The organism is Terrabacter sp. Root85, assembly GCF_001429185.1.
Lineage (GTDB): Bacteria > Actinomycetota > Actinomycetes > Actinomycetales > Dermatophilaceae > Terrabacter.
Map to the genome: position 1 here is coordinate 120,671 of NZ_LMIW01000015.1, position 18,430 is coordinate 139,100.

The 18,430-nt window shown below is 72.6% G+C and carries 17 protein-coding genes and 1 pseudogene; 7 read left to right on the forward strand and 11 right to left on the reverse strand.

Features of this window, described 5'->3' with window-relative positions:
* Positions 1-57: 57 nt before the first annotated feature.
* Genes ASE25_RS21855 through ASE25_RS21865 form a run of 3 tightly spaced genes read right to left on the reverse strand, consistent with a single transcriptional unit; the run spans position 58 to position 1,363 of the window.
* The gene (locus tag ASE25_RS21855; protein WP_056775623.1) at positions 58-306 is read right to left on the reverse strand and encodes a hypothetical protein; all 249 of its coding nucleotides are present in this window, start codon (positions 304-306) and stop codon (positions 58-60) included.
* Positions 303-701 carry an ankyrin repeat domain-containing protein gene (locus ASE25_RS21860; RefSeq protein ID WP_056827462.1) on the reverse strand — a complete coding sequence of 133 codons (399 nt, stop codon included), beginning with the start codon at positions 699-701 and terminating at the stop codon, positions 303-305. Before ASE25_RS21860 ends, ASE25_RS21855 begins: the two co-directional genes overlap by 4 nt.
* Positions 698-1,363 carry a ceramidase domain-containing protein gene (locus ASE25_RS21865; RefSeq protein WP_056827464.1) on the reverse strand — a complete coding sequence of 222 codons (666 nt, stop codon included), beginning with the start codon at positions 1,361-1,363 and terminating at the stop codon, positions 698-700. Before ASE25_RS21865 ends, ASE25_RS21860 begins: the two co-directional genes overlap by 4 nt.
* A gap of 41 nt (positions 1,364-1,404) precedes the next feature.
* Between ASE25_RS21865 and tpx the strand changes: the two genes are divergently transcribed.
* Complete coding sequence (tpx, locus tag ASE25_RS22585; RefSeq protein WP_082619691.1) at positions 1,405-1,899, forward strand: thiol peroxidase; 495 nt, start codon at positions 1,405-1,407, stop codon at positions 1,897-1,899.
* A gap of 54 nt (positions 1,900-1,953) precedes the next feature.
* Here the strand turns inward: tpx and ASE25_RS23600 are convergent.
* A pseudogene (locus ASE25_RS23600) lies at positions 1,954-3,096 on the reverse strand (MFS transporter); the annotation flags it as partial.
* An 89-nt stretch (positions 3,097-3,185) separates the two neighbouring features.
* Here ASE25_RS23600 and ASE25_RS21880 point away from each other — a divergent pair.
* Positions 3,186-3,692 carry a MarR family winged helix-turn-helix transcriptional regulator gene (locus tag ASE25_RS21880; RefSeq protein WP_056827542.1) on the forward strand — a complete coding sequence of 169 codons (507 nt, stop codon included), beginning with the start codon at positions 3,186-3,188 and terminating at the stop codon, positions 3,690-3,692.
* Positions 3,693-3,696: 4 nt separating this feature from the next.
* On the opposite strand, the gene glpK is transcribed toward ASE25_RS21880, so the two are convergent.
* From glpK to ASE25_RS21890, 3 genes are read right to left on the reverse strand one after another with little or no spacing between them, the layout of a single operon-like run.
* Entirely contained in the window at positions 3,697-5,223 is a 1,527-nt protein-coding gene (gene glpK, locus ASE25_RS21885) for a glycerol kinase GlpK (protein WP_056827467.1), read from the reverse strand.
* Between the two features lie 23 nt (positions 5,224-5,246).
* On the reverse strand, positions 5,247-5,405 hold the full coding sequence (locus ASE25_RS22980; protein ID WP_156415545.1) for a hypothetical protein: 159 nt from the start codon (positions 5,403-5,405) through the stop codon (positions 5,247-5,249).
* A gap of 27 nt (positions 5,406-5,432) precedes the next feature.
* The gene (locus ASE25_RS21890; RefSeq protein WP_056827469.1) at positions 5,433-5,939 is read right to left on the reverse strand and encodes a YfbM family protein; all 507 of its coding nucleotides are present in this window, start codon (positions 5,937-5,939) and stop codon (positions 5,433-5,435) included.
* 101 nt (positions 5,940-6,040) lie between these two features.
* On the opposite strand from ASE25_RS21890, the gene ASE25_RS21895 reads away from it, so the two are divergent.
* Genes ASE25_RS21895 through ASE25_RS21905 form a run of 3 tightly spaced genes read left to right on the forward strand, consistent with a single transcriptional unit; the run spans position 6,041 to position 10,014 of the window.
* On the forward strand, positions 6,041-7,765 hold the full coding sequence (locus tag ASE25_RS21895; protein ID WP_056827471.1) for a glycerol-3-phosphate dehydrogenase/oxidase: 1,725 nt from the start codon (positions 6,041-6,043) through the stop codon (positions 7,763-7,765).
* Between the two features lie 56 nt (positions 7,766-7,821).
* Positions 7,822-9,066, forward strand: coding sequence for a hypothetical protein (locus ASE25_RS21900; protein ID WP_082623045.1), 1,245 nt, complete (start codon positions 7,822-7,824; stop codon positions 9,064-9,066).
* A gap of 27 nt (positions 9,067-9,093) precedes the next feature.
* Complete coding sequence (locus ASE25_RS21905; RefSeq protein WP_200959209.1) at positions 9,094-10,014, forward strand: carbohydrate kinase family protein; 921 nt, start codon at positions 9,094-9,096, stop codon at positions 10,012-10,014.
* A 25-nt stretch (positions 10,015-10,039) separates the two neighbouring features.
* On the opposite strand, the gene ASE25_RS21910 is transcribed toward ASE25_RS21905, so the two are convergent.
* Entirely contained in the window at positions 10,040-10,468 is a 429-nt protein-coding gene (locus ASE25_RS21910; RefSeq protein ID WP_056827477.1) for a VOC family protein, read from the reverse strand.
* Between the two features lie 137 nt (positions 10,469-10,605).
* On the opposite strand from ASE25_RS21910, the gene ASE25_RS21915 reads away from it, so the two are divergent.
* Positions 10,606-11,457 (forward strand): glycerophosphodiester phosphodiesterase family protein, encoded by an 852-nt coding sequence (locus ASE25_RS21915; RefSeq protein WP_162260630.1) that lies wholly within the window; start codon positions 10,606-10,608, stop codon positions 11,455-11,457.
* A 3-nt stretch (positions 11,458-11,460) separates the two neighbouring features.
* Here ASE25_RS21915 and ASE25_RS21920 read toward each other — a convergent pair whose 3' ends face one another.
* Positions 11,461-12,333 (reverse strand): DNA-formamidopyrimidine glycosylase family protein, encoded by an 873-nt coding sequence (locus ASE25_RS21920; RefSeq protein WP_056775654.1) that lies wholly within the window; start codon positions 12,331-12,333, stop codon positions 11,461-11,463.
* Between the two features lie 82 nt (positions 12,334-12,415).
* Between ASE25_RS21920 and ASE25_RS21925 the strand changes: the two genes are divergently transcribed.
* Positions 12,416-15,379 (forward strand): glycosyltransferase, encoded by a 2,964-nt coding sequence (locus ASE25_RS21925; protein ID WP_056827481.1) that lies wholly within the window; start codon positions 12,416-12,418, stop codon positions 15,377-15,379.
* Here ASE25_RS21925 and ASE25_RS21930 read toward each other — a convergent pair.
* Both ASE25_RS21930 and ASE25_RS21935 read right to left on the reverse strand, forming a co-directional pair.
* Positions 15,324-16,538 carry a hypothetical protein gene (locus tag ASE25_RS21930; RefSeq protein WP_056827483.1) on the reverse strand — a complete coding sequence of 405 codons (1,215 nt, stop codon included), beginning with the start codon at positions 16,536-16,538 and terminating at the stop codon, positions 15,324-15,326. The genes ASE25_RS21925 and ASE25_RS21930 overlap by 56 nt on opposite strands.
* A gap of 9 nt (positions 16,539-16,547) precedes the next feature.
* The gene (locus ASE25_RS21935; RefSeq protein WP_056827485.1) at positions 16,548-18,428 is read right to left on the reverse strand and encodes a glycosyltransferase; all 1,881 of its coding nucleotides are present in this window, start codon (positions 18,426-18,428) and stop codon (positions 16,548-16,550) included.
* Positions 18,429-18,430: the final 2 nt, after the last annotated feature.

The window sequence follows — 18,430 nt, forward strand, 5'->3', positions numbered from 1 at the left end:
CATCACATCACGGGCTCGTCGTTGAACGGTCACCGACCGTCGAGGGTTGGACCCGGGTCAGTCGCGGGAGAGCCGCTGCTCGAGGACGTAGGCGACGACGATGCACGCGACGAGGACCATCCCGGGCGGGAGGAACCGCGCGGCCCCCTCGAGCTGGAGCCACGCGTACGGCGCGACGGTGAACTCGAAGAGCGACAGGTCGAGCAGGTAGCGCACGATCGGGAGCACCCCGAAGACGATGCCGATGACGCCGACGAGGTTGATGACGAAGCGCGAGCGTGCTCCGGTGTCCTGCGGGTCGGTCACCCTCGGTCCTCTCCGTCGATGAGGTGCTGCTGCCCGAACAGCTGGGCCGTGGCGCGCGCGGTCGGCGACCCGGCGTCGAGGTCGGCGCCCGCGGCGACGAGGACTCGGACGACCTCGTCCTCGCCCTTGAACATCGCCCCGGCCACCGGGGACTGGTCGCGGTCGTTGCGGCGGTCGACGTCGGCGCCGCGGTCCACGAGGCTCGTGACCGTGTCGAGGTGACCGTGGTAGGCCGCGAGCATGACGAGCGTGTTGCCGGCGGGGTCCTGCTGGTCGAGCGGGAAGCCGTGGTCGAGGAACTCGACGAGGTCGGCCGTGCGCCCGTCGCGCGCCATGTCCATCGCGACCGCCACGATCTGCTCCTGCTGCTCCGGCGTGAGCGGCGACTCCGTCATGCCACCAACCTACGGGTCGCCCAGTGGCGGGCGAGGCACCACCCGGCGACGGCGCCGAGGACGTGCCAGGCCGCATGCCCCTGCAGCGGGCTCGTCGGGTCGCAGAGGACGCCCCACTGGTCGAGCAGCCAGAGGGCGTATGCGGTCACGAGCAGTCCCAGCCCGACGTGCAGCCAGCGCGCGCCGCCGGCACGGCCCCGGGCGGCCACCAGCTCGAGGACGATGCCGGGCAGCAGGACGGCGGCGAAGAGCACCCGCCGGGACTCGGGCCAGACCCGGAGCAGGACGCCGAGGGCCACGAGGAGGGAGACCCCGCCGAGGACGGCCACGCGCGGCGTGACCCGGCGCAGGCGCACGAGGGCACCGGCGAGCAGGACGCAGCCGACGGCATACATCGGGAGGACGTCGACGAACTGGCCCCACAGCGTCAGGGTCGCGTGGAAGGCGAAGCTGCCGATCCCGACGGCGACGAGCGAGACCGCGAGGAGCGGGACGAGGACGCGCTCGGGACGCGCGGCAGGACCCAGGAGCACGGCTGCGGCGACCCCGGCCACGACGAAGGCCAGGGACGACCACGCGTCGGCCGGCTGGGCGATGCCGTCGGGGCGGGCGAGCTCGCAGAAGCAGCGGGTCGCGAGGCACGTCGCGCCGTCAGCGGGCATGCCGCGACGGTAGCCCCAGGCGACCCGTGTTAGATACGTCCATGGCCACCACCTCCCTCGGAGACACCACCGTCCACACCGTCGGCGACCTGCCGGCCGTGGGCACCCCCGCTCCCGCGTACACGCTGACCGGCACCAACCTGCGCGACGACGTGACGCTGCCCGACGGCAGCCGCGTGGTCCTCAACATCTTCCCGAGCGTCGACACCGGCGTCTGCGCGGCGAGCGTGCGCCGCTTCAACGAGATCGCCGCCGGGCTCGACAACGCGGCGGTCGTCTGCGTGTCGGCCGACCTACCGTTCGCGCTGAACCGCTTCTGCGGCGCCGAGGGCATCGAGAACGTCGTCGTGGCGTCGTCGTTCCGCTCCGGCTTCGGCTACGACTACGGCGTACGGATGGAGAACGGCGGCTTCGCCGGCCTCCTCGCCCGTGCGGTCGTCGTCATCGACGCGGACGGCACCGTCGCGCACACGGAGCTCGTCCCCGCCATCGGCCAGGAGCCCGACTACGACGCCGCCATCGCCGCCCTGGGCTGACGCGCGGGTGAAGCCGCGGACGCTGCGCACCAGCAGCGGCCAGCAGCCGGCGACGAACATCCAGACGGCGATGCCGACCATGAGGTCGGGCGTCTCGACGGAGGCGCTGAGCGGGCCGGCGATGACGTTGCCGAGTGGCAGCGCGACGAACGAGATGAGCACGTCCCACGAGACGACGCGGGCCAGCCGGTCGTGGGGCACGCCCTGCTGGACGGCGGTCTGCCACCCGACGTCGAAGTAGAGCAGTCCGGCCTGGCCGACGAGGGCGAGCGCCATGATCGCGACGAGCCCGCCGGGCCAGGCGAACGCGAGCGGGAAGAGCGGGAAGAGGCCGAGGAAGGCGAAGGCCCAGAGGAGCATCCGGCGCGGCTGGAGCCGCATGGCGACGAGCCCTCCGACGAGCCCGCCCACGCCGAGCGCTGCCGTGACGAGGCCGAGGGCGTGGGCGCCGCCGAGGTCGCGCACGGCCGTCACCTCGACGAGGACGATGAAGACCCCACTGGCGACGTGGAACATCGCCGCCGCGAGGAGGCTCGACCACAGCCAGTCCCGACTCCGGATCTCCGCGAGGCCCTCGCGGATCTCGGTCAGCATGCCGGTGCGCTCCGCGACGTGGTCGGCGCGAGCCCGGAGCCGCGCGACGCAGACCGCCGACCAGGCGAAGGTCAGCGCGTTGACCGTGAGGCCGGCGACCGGGCCGAACCGGGCGACGACGAGGCCGGCGAGGACCGGGCCGCCCACCTGGGCGCTCGACTGGAGGAAGCTGATCGCGCCGTTGGCGGTCTGCAGAGCTGCAGCCGGGACGATGAGGGGCCTCAGCGAGACGAAGGCCGGGTGGAAGAACGCGCCCGCACCCGCTGTGACCGCGGCCAGACCGGCGAGCACGGCCACCGGCGGGTCGCCGAGCGCGAAGGCGACGGCCATGGCGGCGACGGAGCCGGCTCGGGTGAGGTCGGCGCCGACCATGATCCGGTGCGGCGTGACGCGGTCGGCCCAGACGCCGCCGACGAGGGTGCACAGGAGGCGGGCCACCACGGCGCTCGCGAGGACGACACCGAGCTCGCCTGCACCCCCGCCACCCAGGACGACGGCCACGGACAGGGCGATGGGGTTGAAGGCGTCGCCGACCCACGAGAGTCCCTGACCGGCCAGCAGGAGTCGGACGTCGCGGAGGTGGAGCAGGTCGCTCATGGTCATGACGTGACATTAGTTAGACGTCTGACTATCTGTCAATGAATAGTCAGGGATCTGCGCTCCCCGTGCTGCACCTCTGCGAGACTGACGCCATGGCGAGAGCACGGCAGGACTCGGTCGACCGGCACGTCGCACGCTGGAGCGGACTCCTCGAGGACATGGACCCCGAGGTCGAGGGTGCCGTCACGCGCATGCAGGCGATCACCAAGCGGCTCAAGGCCGCCGACCACGCGAGCTACGCCGGCACGGACGACACGATCGAGGACTACCACACGCTCCACGCGCTGATGATCCAGCCGTTCCCCGAGGAGGCGACACCCGCACAGCTCGCCGACGCGTGCGGCGTGACCCGGGCCGCGATGACGTCACGCGTCGACCGGCTCGTCCAGCGGGGCCACGCGACCCGCGAGGTCGACCCCATCGACCGGCGCCGCATCCTCATCCGTCCGACGCCATCGGGACGGGCCATGTGGGAGAAGGGGATCGAGGCCGGCATGGCTCGTGAGCAGGAGGCCTTCTCGGGCCTGACCGCCAAGGAGCTCGTCGCCCTCAACGGCCTGCTGCGCAAGGTCGTCCTGCACCTCGAGGGCGAGGACTGAGCCGTCAGGGAGTGTCGTCGTCGACCCAGTCGAGGGTGCGTTCGACGGCCTTCTTCCACGTGCGGAAGAGGCGCTCCCTCTCGGACTCGTCCATCGCGGGGGTCCACCGGCGGTCCTCGCCCCAGTTCTCACGGATCTCGTCGGTGCTCTGCCAGTAGCCGACAGCCAGCCCGGCGGCATACGCGGCCCCGAGAGCGGTGGTCTCGGCCACGACGGGTCGCACGACGTCGACCCCGAGCAGGTCGGCCTGGAACTGCATCAGCGTCTCGTTGACGACCATGCCGCCGTCGACCCGCAGCTCGGTGAGCGGCACTCCCGAGTCGGCGTTCATCGCCTCGAGCACCTCGCGCGTCTGAAAGGCCGTGGCCTCCAATGCGGCTCGGGCGATGTGGGCCTTGTTGACGAAGCGGGTCAGACCGACGAGCGCACCGCGGGCGTCGGGACGCCAGTGCGGCGCGAAGAGGCCCGAGAAGGCCGGGACGAAGTAGGCGCCGCCGTTGTCGTCGACGCTCGCCGCGAGCGTCTCGACCTCCTTGGCGTCCTTGATGAGGCCGAGGTTGTCGCGCAGCCACTGCACGAGCGACCCGGTGACGGCGATGGAGCCCTCGAGGGCATAGACGGGCCTGCCGTCACCGAGCTGGTAGCAGACCGTCGTCAGCAGCCCGTTCTTCGACGCGACGATCTCCTCACCCGTGTTGAGGAGCATGAAGTTGCCCGTGCCGTAGGTGTTCTTGGCCGTGCCGACGTCGAGGCAGGCCTGGCCGAACGTCGCCGCCTGCTGGTCGCCGAGGATGCCGGCGACCGGTACGTCGATGAGGATGCCCGGCTTGCACGAGCCGTAGACCTCGGACGACGAGCGGATCTCGGGGAGCATCGCGAGCGGGACACCGATCGCCTCGGCGGCCGACGCGTCCCAGTCGAGGGTGCGCAGGTCCATCAGGAGGGTGCGCGAGGCGTTCGTGACGTCGGTGACGTGCACGCCACCGTCGTCGGCGCCTCCCGTGAGGTTCCAGAGCAGCCACGTGTCGATGGTGCCGAAGAGCAGCTCCCCCGCCTCGGCCCGTTCGCGGGCGCCGTCGACGTGGTCGAGGATCCAGCGCGCCTTGGGCCCCGCGAAGTACGTCGCGAGCGGCAGACCGGTGACGTCCTTGAAGCGCTCGATGCCGCCGTCGCGGGCCAGCTCGTCGCAGATCGCCTGGGTGCGGGTGTCCTGCCAGACGATGGCGTTGTGGATCGGCCGGCCGGTCGCACGCTCCCAGACGACGGTCGTCTCGCGCTGGTTCGTGATGCCGACCGCGGCGACGTGGGTGGCGTTGAGGTTGGCCTTGCCGAGCACCCCGCCGACGACGACGCGGGTGTTCTGCCAGATCTCCATCGGGTCGTGCTCGACCCACCCGGCGCGCGGGAAGATCTGCCGGTGCTCCATCTGGTCGACGGCCACGACGCGGCCCCTCCGGTCGAAGACCATGGCCCGGGTGCTCGTCGTCCCCTGGTCGATCGACACGACATGGCTGCGCTGCTCCGTCGGCATGACCAGACCGTACCGTCGCGCGCCTACATCTCGTCGCGTCCGAGCTGGCGGTGGCGCTCCCGGGCCTCGGCCACGGCGCTGATCGCGTCGCACCGTCCGCACACGATGACCGACCCGTCGTCGCGGCTCTCACGGCGCCACCGGTGACCGGCGAACAGGCAGATGATCCACATGAGTCTCACCGACCCAGTGTCGTCCCCCCTCGGCGTCTACTGCACCACGATGAGAACCGCAGCGTCATGAGCCGCCGCGCGGACGTAGAAGTCGCGCAGCTGCTGGACGTTCGGCAGGAGGTACTCGTCGAGGATGTCGCTCTCCTCCCAGATCTGGGGGTAGATGTCGAGGCGCTGCATCTCCTCGGGATCGAAGCGCGCGCGGAGCTCCGCGTCGGTGACGACGCCCAGCGCCTCGGCCACCTCACGGACGATGTCGGGCTCGAGCAGGCGCGGCGGCCCGTAGCCGTCGTCCTCACCGACCTCACGGCCGCCGAGGACGGCTCCGCCGAGGGGGTTGTCCGTGCCCCACGCCGCACCCGTCAACAGGAAGTGGACGCCGTGCCACGCCTTGTCGAGATCGAGCCAGCCGTCGCTGCCGTCCTCGTCCTCGTCCTCGTCCTCGTCCTCGTCGAGGATCAGGTCGTTCGCGATCGAGGGGTCCGCGAGGAGACTCGCGAGCTGCTCGGAGTCCAGTTCCCGTGCCACCACCGTCATGCCCATGGCGCTGAGGGTACGGGCTGACCGCCCGGTGAACTGCCCGGAGTCGACACCGGGCCCGGTCGTTAGAGTGTCGTTCTCGGCACCGACGTGAAGGGGAACCGATGACGAGCCCAGTGCGGCTGGACACGGACTACCGGGCGCGGGCGTGGAAGCGCCTCGCCACGAAGCAGTTCGACGTGCTCGTCGTCGGTGGCGGCGTGACCGGCGGCGGCGTGGCCCTCGACGCGGCCACCCGCGGTCTCTCGACGGCACTCGTCGAGCAGCGCGACTTCGCCTCCGGCACCTCGTCGCGGTCGTCCAAGCTCTTCCACGGCGGCCTGCGCTACCTCGAGCAGATGAACTTCGACCTCGTCCGCGAGGCGCTCAAGGAGCGCGAGCTCATGCTGAGCCGCATCGCACCGCACCTCGTCAAGCCGGTCTCCTTCCTCTACCCGCTGACCAGCCGTGGCTGGGAGCGCCCCTACGTCACCGCGGGCCTGACCCTCTACGACTCGATGGGCGGCGCGCGCTCGGTCCCGCGCCACAAGCAGCTGACCCGCACCGGAGCGCTCAAGCTGGCCCCGGCCCTCAAGCGCGACGCCCTCACCGGTGGGCTGCTCTACTACGACGCCCAGGCCGACGACGCCCGCCACACGCTGACGACCGTCCGCACCGCGGCCGCCTACGGCGCCACCGTCGTCGCCTCGGCCCGCGTCGTCGAGCTGCTGCGTGCGGGCGAGCGGGTCGTCGGCGCCCTCGTCGAGGACGTCGAGACGGGCGAGCGCACCGAGGTCCGGGCCTCCGTGGTCATCAACTGCACCGGCGTGTGGACCGACGACATCCAGACCATGGCGGGTGGCCGCGGCCGCTTCCACGTCCGCGCGAGCAAGGGGGTGCACATCGTCGTCGCCCGCGACCGGATCAACTCCGAGACCGGCCTCATCCTGCGCACCGAGAAGTCGGTCCTCTTCGTCATCCCGTGGGGCACGCACTGGATCATCGGCACGACCGACACCGACTGGGAGCTCGACCTCGCCCACCCGGCAGCGACGCGCGCCGACATCGACTACATCCTCGAGCACATCAACACCGTGCTCAAGGTGCCGTTGACCCACGAGGACATCCAGGGCGTCTACGCCGGCCTGCGCCCCCTTCTCTCCGGTGAGAGCGAGGACACGAGCCAGCTCTCCCGCGAGCACGCCGTGGCCCGCCCGCAGCCCGGGCTCATCTCCATCGCCGGCGGCAAGTACACGACCTACCGCGTCATGGCCGCAGACGCCGTCGACGCCGCACGCGAGGACATCGGCGGCGACGTCTCCGACAGCGTCACCGAGTTCATCCCGCTGTCGGGCGCCGAGGGCTACGTCGCTCTCGTCAACCAGATCGACCGCCTCGCGCGCCACCAGGACCTCCCGGTCTGGCGCATCACGCACCTGCTCGAGCGCTACGGCTCGCTCGTCCACGAGCTCTTCGCCCTCGCCGAGGACGACCGCTCGCTCTACGAGCCGCTCCCCGGGGCGGAGGAGTACCTCCGGGTCGAGGCGTTGTATGCCGCCACGCACGAGGGCGCGCTGCACCTCGACGACGTGCTGGCCCGGCGCACGCGCATCTCCATCGAGACCTCGAGCCGCGGCGCCGACAGCGCCCGCGCCGTGGCCGAGATCGTCGCGCCGGTGCTCGGATGGGATCCCGAGCGGGTCGAGGCCGAGGTGTCCGGCTACATCGCCCGGGTCGAGGCCGAGCTCGAGTCGCAGAAGGAGCTCGCCGACTCCGAGGCCAACGCCGAGCGCCTCAGCGCCCCGGACGTGCGCCGCATCCCGGTGAGCCGCGCGCCGGAGCAGTCCTGAGGGACCAAACGCTCGACAACCGCTCCGCAGGACGGCCTCGTTCCTAGACTGACGGGATGAGGACTCGACGCGGCCGGACCGCGGTAGGGGCTACCGTCGCGGCAACCGTCGCGGCGGCCGTCGCGGCCGTCGTCCTGCTCGTCGCGGGCTGCGGCACGCCCAACCCGACCGCCCAGGCCCGGCTCGAGGGGCACGCGACCGGGCACACGGCGGGCGCCACCGACCACCCGGCGACGGCTGCCACGGGTCACGCGGCGAAGCCCGTCGCTCCCGCCAAGCCGGCCGCGCTGCGGGCCGGTGAGTCGATGCGGACGGTGACGTCGCCGGTCTCCTACACGCCGAAGGCGCCGACGACCGGCACCGACGACTACCGGTGCTTCGTCCTCGACCCCCAGGTCACCCGCGACGCGTTCGTCACCGGCTTCGACATCGCCCCCGGCCAGCCGCAGGAGGTGCACCACGTCATCCTCTTCCGCGTGCCACCGTCGGCGGCCGCTGCGGCCCGCGCCCGCGACGCCGAGTCCGGCGGCAACGGCTGGACCTGCTTCGGCGGCACCGGGCTCGGGTCGAGCGGCGCGAGCCTCGACGACGCCCCGTGGGTCGGAGCCTGGGCACCGGGTGGTCGCGAGAACGTCCTACCGGCCGACGTCGGCATCCCCCTGCAGCGCGGCTCCCTGCTCGTCATGCAGGTGCACTACAACCTCCGGCACGGCGTGACGCCCGACCGCACCTCGGTGAAGCTGCGTCTCTCGTCCTCGTCGAGGCTCAAGCCACTCGAGACGATGCTCTACCCCGCGCCCGTCGAGCTGCCTTGTCGCGCAGGCACGTCGGGACCGCTGTGCGATCGCAACGCGGCAGTCGCCGACGTGACCGAACGCTTCGGCGCCATGTCGTCGCGCATCGTCAACGGCCTGCTGCTCGTCTGCAACGGCACGCTCATCCCGACCCCCGGCGCCACCCAGTCCTGCACGCGCAGCGTCGAGCAGGCCGCGACCATCCGCGCCGTGGCCGGCCACATGCACCTGCTCGGCTCGTCCCTGCGCATCGACCTCAACCCCGGCACACCCAAGGCGAAGACCCTCCTAGACATCAAGATCTGGGACTTCGACAACCAGGGCTCGGTCCCGATCCCGGCGACGGCGATCCGCCCCGGCGACTCGATCCGGGTCAGCTGCACCCACGACCAGGCCTGGCGCGACAAGCTGCCCGACCTCCAGGGGCTGCCCGAGCGCTACGTCGTCTGGGGCGAGGGCACGACCGACGAGATGTGCCTCGGTCTGCTCAGCGTCACGCGTCCCTGACCGCGTCCGGCCATGCACAATGAGGCCGTGAAGACTGACGTCCTCGTCGTCGGCGGTGCCGGCGTCGACACCATCGTGCGCGTCGAGGCCCTGCCCGTTCCCTTCGCCGACTCCCACGTCGTCCCGCCCATCGACACCGTCGTCGGGCACACGGGCAGCGGCGTCGCGCTCGGCTGCCACCGCCTCGGCCTCGCCACGCGCTTCGTCGACGTCATCGGCGACGACCACGAGGGCCGGATGCTCCTCGACCGGTTCGCGGCCGAGGGGCTCGCCTTCGACCATGTCGTCGACGCGAGTGGCACCCGTCGCGCCGTCAACCTCGTCGACGCCACGGGCCGCCGAATGTCCTTCTACGACCCGCGCCACCCCTACGACCTCGCCCCCGACCCGACGCTCTGGCGCAGTCCGCTCGAGCAGTCACGTCACGTGCACGCCTCGATCATGCCGTGGGCCGTCGGCGCCCTCAAGGACGCCACGGCCGCCGGGGCCACGACGTCGACCGACCTGCACGACTGGGACGGGCGCAACCCCCACCACCGCCCGTTCGCGTATGCCGCCGACCTCGTCTTCGTGTCGGGCTCGCGTCTGGACGGGGTCGAGGACGATGTCGTCGCCGACGTGCTCGACCGCGGCCGCGCGCGGCTCGTCGTCGTCATGGACGGCGCCCGGGGCAGCCGGGTGACGGTGCGCGAGGGCGGCTCCTTCGCGGTGGCCGCCGTCGACATCGACGGTCGCCCGGCCGTGGACTCGAACGGCGCCGGCGACGCCTACGTCTCGGCATTCCTCCACGCGTGGCTCGCCGGCGGTGACGCCCGCGCGGCCGCCCGGGCCGGGACCGTGGCGGGATCGTGGGCGTGCGGCACCGCGGGCACGCACTCGAGCCTCATCGGCCCGGACGAGCTCACCCGTCAGCTGGCGCGCCACTACGGCGGCGCCGGTCGGGACTGAGGCCCCGACCGGACCGCCTCGGCGCTCACCCCGTCGGCGCGTCGTCCGTCATGCCGCTGCCGATGTTGACCATCCAGCCGATGCCGAACCGGTCGGTCACCATGCCGAACTCGTCGCCCCACGCCTGCTTCTCGAGGGGCATCATGACGGTGCCGCCGTCGGCCAGCTTGTCCCAGTAGCCGTGCAGCTCGTCGCTGTCGTCGCCGCTCAGGCTCACCGAGATGTTGGTGCCCGGCTGGTAGGGCATCTGCTCGGGGGTGTCGGACGCCATGATCGTGTAGCCGCTCGGCGTCTCCAGCTGGGCGTGCATGACGTTGTCGGCGTTGGGTCCGCTGTCGCCGAGCTCGCCGAACGTCGACACCGTCAGCTCGCCGCCGAAGACGGACCTGTAGAACTCCATCGCCGCTCGGGCGTCGTCCTTGAAACCGATGTACGGGTTGAGGCGTGATGCCATGGCCGTGCTCCTCTCGATTGCTGCGGTCCCAAACACACTAGGACCGTGCGCCGACACGTAGGTTGCGTTTCGGTGGGCACCGACGCCCACCACGAAGGAGCGGGTCCGCCCGCACACACCGTCAGGGGATGGTCTTCATGACCCAGCAGCAGCACGTCCGCACCCGATCGCCGAGGTTGCGGCGACGCGCCCTCGCCGTCGGCGCCACTCTCGCCGTGGCGGCAGCCACCGCGGCGACCGTCGCGACGACGACCGCCGCGCCGGCCGAAGCCGCGACGTACGGCACGATCTCGGCCCACCGCGGAGGCGGCTGGGGTCCCGACAACTCGCTCAAGGCGTTCAAGGGCGCGCTCGCGGCCAACATCGACGACATCGAGGGCGACGTCTACTTCACCACCGACGACGTCGCGGTCTTCCGGCACGACAACTCGCTGTCGGCGTGCGGCCTGAACCGGACGATCACCGGCTCGTCGTGGGCGCAGATCGACCAGGTGCGCTGCAGCGGCGAGCCCCTCGCCCGGCTCACCGACGTCGCCGCGGCGTTCCGCGCCTCCCCCAACACGAACGCGGTCCTGCGCGTCGAGCTCAAGCACCCGGCATCGCAGACGGCCGCCGCCGCGCAGGCCCACGCACGGCTGCTCGTCTCGCGTCTCGTCGACCGCGGGATCGCCGGCCGGAGCATCATCCAGGACTTCGACTGGCGCACGACGGCCGCGACGATCCACGCCGCCCGGTCGACGATGCGGGTCTCGTGCCTCGAGTCGTCCGTCACCGACGCCGAGGTCGCGACCGCAGACTCCAAGGGCTGCTACGACCTGTCCTACAACTACGCGAACTGGCGCGACGGGCTCAACGCGACGATCCACGGCAAGGGCATGCAGGTCGCGGTCTGGACCGTCAACAGCGCCTCGACCTTCACGCGCTTCCGCGACGACCTGCACGCCAACGTCATCATCACCGACTACCCCGGGGCCGCCAAGGGCTGGTGACGCTCAGTACGAGCGTCGCGACCGGGCCGCTCCCCGGTTCGAGCCGAGGGGTGCCTGGGGCCGGCCGTCGTCGGTCGGTCCCAGGCCGCCCTGGCAGCCGGGGCAGTAGAACATCGTGCGTTCGCGGGTGGGCTCGCCGATCATCGCGACTCGCACGGTTGCACCGCAGCGCCGGCAGGGCCGGCCGCTGCGCGCGTGGACGTAGTGCGCCTCGTCGAGGCGCTGGCTGCCCGTGCTCGACTGCACCGCATGGCGCCGGCCGTTGTCGATGAGGCGGTGCGCGCGGGCGACGACCCGCTCGACCGTCTCGCGCCCGAGCTCGTCGGCGCGGCTCCACGGCGGCACGCGCTCGAGGAAGAGCGTCTCGGCGCACCACATGGTGCCGACGCCCGCGAGGTTGCGCTGGTCGAGCAGGGCCTGACCGACGGGCACCCGCGCGCCCGCGACGTTGTCGACGGCACGGGCGAGGTCCCAGTCCGGGCCGAGCACGTCGGGCCCGAGGTGGCCGACGAGGTCGCCCTCGTGCGCGGTCGGCACGAGGTCGAGCATGCCGAGCCGCAGCCCGAGCGCGGTCCAGTCGGGCGCCGCGACGAGGGCCCGCAGCTGCGGGTTGCGTCGCCAACGGGCGGGCAGACCGGCCGTCGCCTCGACGCGCCACTGCCCCTCCATCCGCAGGTGCGAGTGCAGGGTCAGGCCACCCTCGACGCGGTGCAGCACGTGCTTGCCGCGGCTGACGACCTCGAGGGTCGTGCGACCCGTGAGGTCAGCCGTGGCGATCTCCCCCGGCCAGCGCAAATCGGACTCGACGATCTCGCGGCCGGCGAGGGCCTGGTCGAGGCGGGTGGCGGTGCGCCACACGGTGTCTCCCTCGGGCACGCCACCTCCTGATCACCGGTCGTTCACCTGCGCGGTCGCGCGCCCGTCCAGCCTATTCACATCGCGCGACTACCTTCGCCGGGTGCGTGACCTCTCCGTCGTGGTGTCCGCCCACGGCTCCTGCGACCGGATGGCCGCGTGCCTCGGTGCGCTGGCAGCCCAGACCCTCCCGGCCGACCGGTTCGAGGTCGTCGTCGTGATCCACGGGTCCGGGTCGCGCGCCCGGGACGCCGTCGAGCGCGTGACCCGGGGACCGCTCGCGGGCCACGAGGTCGAGCTCGTCGACGCCGTGGCCGACTCACCCGGTGCCGCCCGCAACGTCGGTGTCGGGCTCGCGCGAGCACCGTGGACGACCTTCGTCGACGGGACCGACGCCGTCGCGCCGACGCACCTCGAGACGTTGTATGCCGTCCGCCACCCCGAGCGCATCGTCGTCAGCACGACGTCGGCGGCCGACGACTCCCCGCGACACGTCGCGCCGCACCTCGCCCCCGGGGCGTTGCGCGGGCAGGGCGGGAGGCTCTACCCGACCCGGTGGCTCGTCGACACCCCGTTCGTCGAGGGGCTGTGCGGCAGCGAGGACACGGTGCTCCACGGACAGCTGCTCAGCCGGTTCGACCGCCAGTTCGCCGAGCTCGACCTGACGCCCGGTCCTCCTGACGCGCAGCCGGACCGGCCCGACGACGCCATCGACCTCGACCACGACGCCGCCGTCCGGGCCCACCTGTCCGTCCTCACCGCCCTGACCACCGGCACGCAGGCCGACCCGGCCGACCGCACCGCGGTCACCAACGCCCTCGCGGCCGCCGAGGTCGCCGACCTGCGGCAGATCAGCGACCTCCACCCCGGCGGGCACGCCCACGTCGAGGCCGCTCTCCGGGACGCCGGCATCCGCGGCATCACCTCGCTCGGGCCGGCCCACGTCGACGGGACCGCCGACGGCTTCGGCCTCTTCCACACGCCTCCGTCCGGCGCCCGGTCCCTCGTCGTCGTCGCGGGCAGCGCCGGGTCCGTCAACGAGCACGCGCGGATGCTCGGCTTCCTCGCCCGCAGCGGGCACGGCATCCGCGTCCTGCACTATCGCGGGCGGCTCGAGCACAGCCTGCGCAAGCTCCCCGAGACGCACCGGGTCGAGGTGCTTCCCGCCTCCCTCGGCTGGATCGAGACCCGGGTCACCGCCGGTGCGCCCCGCCGCCGCCGGATCGCGCTGCGGGCCTCGCAGGAGGGCCTGCGCCTCGGTCGGCGCGCGCTCCCCGAGCTCGTGCCCGCCCGGCTGGCCGCACCCGCCTTCGGCCGGGTCGACACCCGCGCGGCCACGCTGCTCGACGAGCCGGGGACGCGGGTCGTCCTCGACCGCGCCGGCTCGACCCTGCTGCGCGCGTGGGGCGACGACAGCCCCACCGTCGGCGCGCCCGAGCTCGCCGACCTCGTGCTGCGCACCGCCGCCAGCCAGCTGCGCGGGTCGCTCGCCGACGCGCACGCCGCCCGCGCGGCCTCGCGGCTGCTGCGCGGCCAGGCCGCACGGACCCGCGGCGAGCTCGACCCGGACCTGTGGACGATGGTGGCCTACCGGCTGCTCCGCGCCGGCCGGCTCGAGGCCGCCACCGCCCTCCTCGACGACCGGGAGGCCCTCTTCGGCGCGCTCCCCCACCCCGCCCTCCAGGCACTTCACGCCGTCCTCACCGGCGTCGACCCGTCGACCGTCGACGTCGTCGACGCCGCCCGTGTGACGCTGCGTCACACCGACGACGCCCTGGCCGACGGCGACCTCGACCGCGCCGCCTTCCTCACGACGGTTGCTCTCGACCTGCTCTTCACGCGGCGCCTGCACACGGCCGAGACGCGCTCGGCCATCGTGTCCGAGCCCGACGCCTTCCTCGCTCCCCTGAGGGAGACCGAGGTCGGACGCCTGCTCGGCCGGCGCACGGCCAGCCCGACGCCGCGGCTGTCGCGGCAGCAGCCGAGGGAGACCGACCGCCCTCGCGTCACCGTGCTGCCCGGCGCCTACCCGAAGTTCGCGGCTGCCGTCGTCGCCGGCCTCGACGACCACGCCGACGTCGAGGTGCTCGACCTCTCGACCCGGCAGAGGCGCTTCGCCAACACCGGGGTCGACCCGGTGACGGTGCGCGAGCGGCTGCTCGCCGCGACCGGCCACCCCCCGACGCTCGACCTCGCCACCGCGGAGGCGCTCTCGGCCGACGTCGTCTTCGTCGACTGGGCCGACAAGGGCCTGACCTGGCTGACGCAGGTCGTGCCGGAGGGGACGCGCGTCGTCGTGCGCCTGCACGGCGTCGACACCTTGAGCGCCTGGCTGCACACCGCCGAGTGGGACAAGGTCGACGACGTCATCTTCCCGAGCGACCACCTGCGGCGTGCGGCCGCGGCGGCGCTGGGAGGACGTCTGGACGGCATACGCCAGCACGTCGTCGCCAACCCCGTCGACGTCGAGCGCTACGTCCTGCCCAAGACCGAGTCCGCTCGCACGACGCTCGGGATGGTCGGCTGGGCGCAGCAGGTCAAGGACCCGCTGTGGACCCTCGACGTCCTCGCCGCGCTGCGTCGGCACGACCCCCGCTGGCGGCTTCGGCTCATCGGCACCGACTTCGCCGTCGACGACCCCAACCCCGTCGAGCGGGAGGCCGCTCGCGCCTTCCACGCCCGGATGGGCGACCCCCTCGTCGCCGACGGCGTCGACTTCGTCGGCTACACGACCCGGTTGCCCGAGCACCTCCGTGAGGTCGGCTGGGCCGTGAGCTCGAGCCGACGCGAGGGCTTCCACATCGGCCTCGTCGAGATGGCCGCGAGCGGCGCCGTCCCCGTCGTGCGCGACTGGCCGGTGTATGCCGGCATCGGCGGTGCCACGAGCCTCTTCCCGGCCGACTGGGTGTCGACCACCCCGGCCGAGGCCGCCGAGCGGATCCTCAGGGTCAGCGGCTCCGGGACGTGGGACGACGCGAGCGGGCGCACCGTCGACACGGTGCGCGAGCGCTTCAGCGGGACGGACTCGGCAGAGCGGCTGCGCCGGATCGTGCTGGGAGAGCGCTGATCCGGCGGAGCACCTGCACCGCCGCGCTGACGTGCTCGATCGGCGAGCGGTGGTCGAGGGGCTGCTCGTCGAGGGCGCTGCCCTCCTCGACGACTCCCCACACCTGGGTGCCGCTGCCTCGGTAGTCGCTCCACTTCGACGGCAGGAAGGGGTTCGGCGCCCCCGGTGGGCTCACCGCGTCGTTGACGAGCAGGCAGTCCATCCGACGCGACAGCGCGAGGAACTCGAGGTAGCCGACGAAGGGCCCGACGCGGACGCAGTCGGCGAGCCCGCGTGCGACGACGACGTCGTGCAGCTCCTCGGGCTTCGAGGTGAAGACGTGGAGCATGAGGCGGTCGCGGGACTCGCGAGGGAGCAGAGCCAGGGCGTCGAGCACCCCGGAGACGCCACGGTTGGCGTAGAAGTTGCCGAAGTAGCCGATGTGCCGCCGGCCCGGGTCCAGCTGGCGCGTCGACGGTTTCGCGTCGTAGAGCGCGGCCGGCGGCGTGGGGTGCGGTGACACGACGGCGACCTGCTCGACGCGGGCAGCGAGCTCGCGGTCGTGGCAGCTCTCGAGCATGACGTCGCGCTGGCGCGTGTTGGTGAACATCACCGAGTCCGCGAGGGCGAACGCCGCGACCTCGCACCACTCGAAGGCGTTGAGGCCGTCAGGTGGCCGGAACCCGGCCCCCTGCACGGCCGAGCGCAGTCGGGCGAGGGTGCGGTCGTCGTGCGCCGGGGCGGCACGCACCTGTCCGAGGACGTCGTGCGACAGCGGGTCGGAGAACTCGGCGTCCCAGTGCAGCCCGGGCCGCGCCGACTTGAGCGCGACCGCAAGGAAGTGGGATGCCGCGAACTGCGCTCTGCTGTAGACGGACTCGTACTCACCCTGCAGCGACTCCCAGCGGACGAAGGTCTCGAGACCGAGCTGCTGGTAGTCGACGATGGAGCCCCACGAGCTGAAGGCCGTGCGTGAGGGCACGGCGGCGAACCGCCGGACGAGGCCGCCGCAGAGCTGGACGAGGTCAGGGTCCTGGTGGCGGATCGAGTCCATCGCGTTGCAGATGACGTCGACGGGCTCGCCGCGGTCGTGGACGCGCTTGGCCGCGACGACCGCAGCGGTGTCGCTGTAGGGCGGGAAGCAGTACGACGCGACGAGGCGACGGGCGGGTGCGTTCATGGTGGGTCCTCAGACGGTGACGTGGACGGTGGGGTCGCCGTGGAAGGCGAGCACCCCACGGCGGGAGAGCAGCTCGACGTCCGAGATCGGCCACGTGTGACCGTCCGGCGTCGACGCGCGCACCGACACGAAGTTGAAGCGGTCCGTCGAGTAGACGCGGCCGCCCTCGGCGCGCACCTTGTCGAGGAACGTCGTGTCGACCCGCCGGGGCAGGTCCTCGAACCGCAGCCGCGCCGCGAGGTCGCGCTCGAAAAGCAGGGTGCCGCCCTGGACGAGGTCGACGTAGCGATGCTCGGCGTCCGGGAAGCGCAGCAGGGTCGCCCCCGTCGCGGTCAGGTGCGCGTAGTGCGCCCACTTCCCGACGACGGCCGCGTCGGTGTAGTCGAAGGCGCGGACGAGGTCGCGGAGGTAGTGCGCGGCGTAGACGTTGTCGTCGTCCATCTTGGCGACGAAGCGCCCGGACGCCGCGTCGACGCCGGCGTTCATGCACGCGCCGAGGGTGTCGGTGGACGGACGCGCGACGACGACGACGCGGGTCGGGTCGAGCCCGGCGGCCTCGGCCCGACGACGCAGCTCGTCGCCACCCACCTCGAAGCCGTGCGTCACGAGGACGAGCTCGGTCTCCGCGTGGGCCTGCGCCGCGACGAAGCCCAGAACGTGCTCGACCTGGCCGGGACGCATCGTCGGGACGACCGCCGAGACGCCGAGGTCGCGGGACGGCGTCTCGAGACCGACGGCGGCCAGCACGGTGTCGATGCGGTGACCGTAGGTGTGGGCGTCGAGCACCCGGCGGTGGGCGCGCAGCCCGAGCCGGTCGCGGTAGTCCTCGTGCTGGAGGAGCGCGCGCAGCTCGCGCGTCGTCTCCTCGGCGCTGCGGGTGACGCGGACCGTGTCGCCGAAGAAGGGCTCGACCGAGGCGGCCGGACCGGACAGCAGCGGCGTCTGCGCGGCGGACAGCTCGAAGAGCCGCCGGGCGCACATCGTCGGCGACTCGGTGACGGAGTTGACGTTGAGGAAGACCTTGTAGGCCGTGTAGGCGCCGAGCATGCGACGGTACGGCAGGCTCCCGACGAGCGCTCCGGCATACGCCCTCGGGAACTGGTAGCGCTGGTCGCGGCCGGCAAGGCGGGAGAAGACCTCGAGCCCGAGCGGCAGGGCGGGCTCGAGGACGTAGGCCATCTGTGCCCGGCGCTCGTCGTGCTTGTCGGCGAAGTAGCTCCCGGCGAAGGCGACCTCGCGGGTGCGGCCGGCGCCGTGCCGCACCGGCGTGTGGATGCGGGGCTGGGCACCGAAGGGCAGCAGGCCGATCCGGGTGTGGCCGAGGTCGCGCTCATAGTCCGGGATGCGGCCCGCGTCGACGGTGAAGACGTGGTCGAAGAGGCGGGCCGTCTCGACGAAGAGGTCGTAGTTGGGCGGGTCCTCCTTGTTCCAGAAGACCGTCGGGACGCCCGTCGAGCGGCAGTGCTCGACGAGCGCGCGCAGCTCCGGTGACGGGCCGGCCTCGGTCGTCATGGCGAGGCGCCACGTGCCCCCGTTGCCCGCCCACGCCGACTCGACGAAGAGGAGATCGACCGGCCGGGCCGCGAGCTGGTCGCGCCAGTCCCGCGGCGTCACGCAGACCTGCGTCCACTCGTAGCCAAGCGCGAGCTGCGAGAAGTCGTCGAGGACCACCGCGGCGACGACCTCCGGACGCGCCACGGGACCGCTCGGGATCTCCGGGCGCGGCACGTCGACACGCAGCCGGGCCGATCTCACCCGGGGCAGGCGGCGTTCGACCTCCTTGCGCACCTTGCGCGGAAGAGCCTGTCGCGCTTGGGGATCCCGCGCCGCCCGCACTACGGCACTGCGGGCCCGGTCGAGGTCGGACAGCACTCGCTGCCGCGTGTTCACCA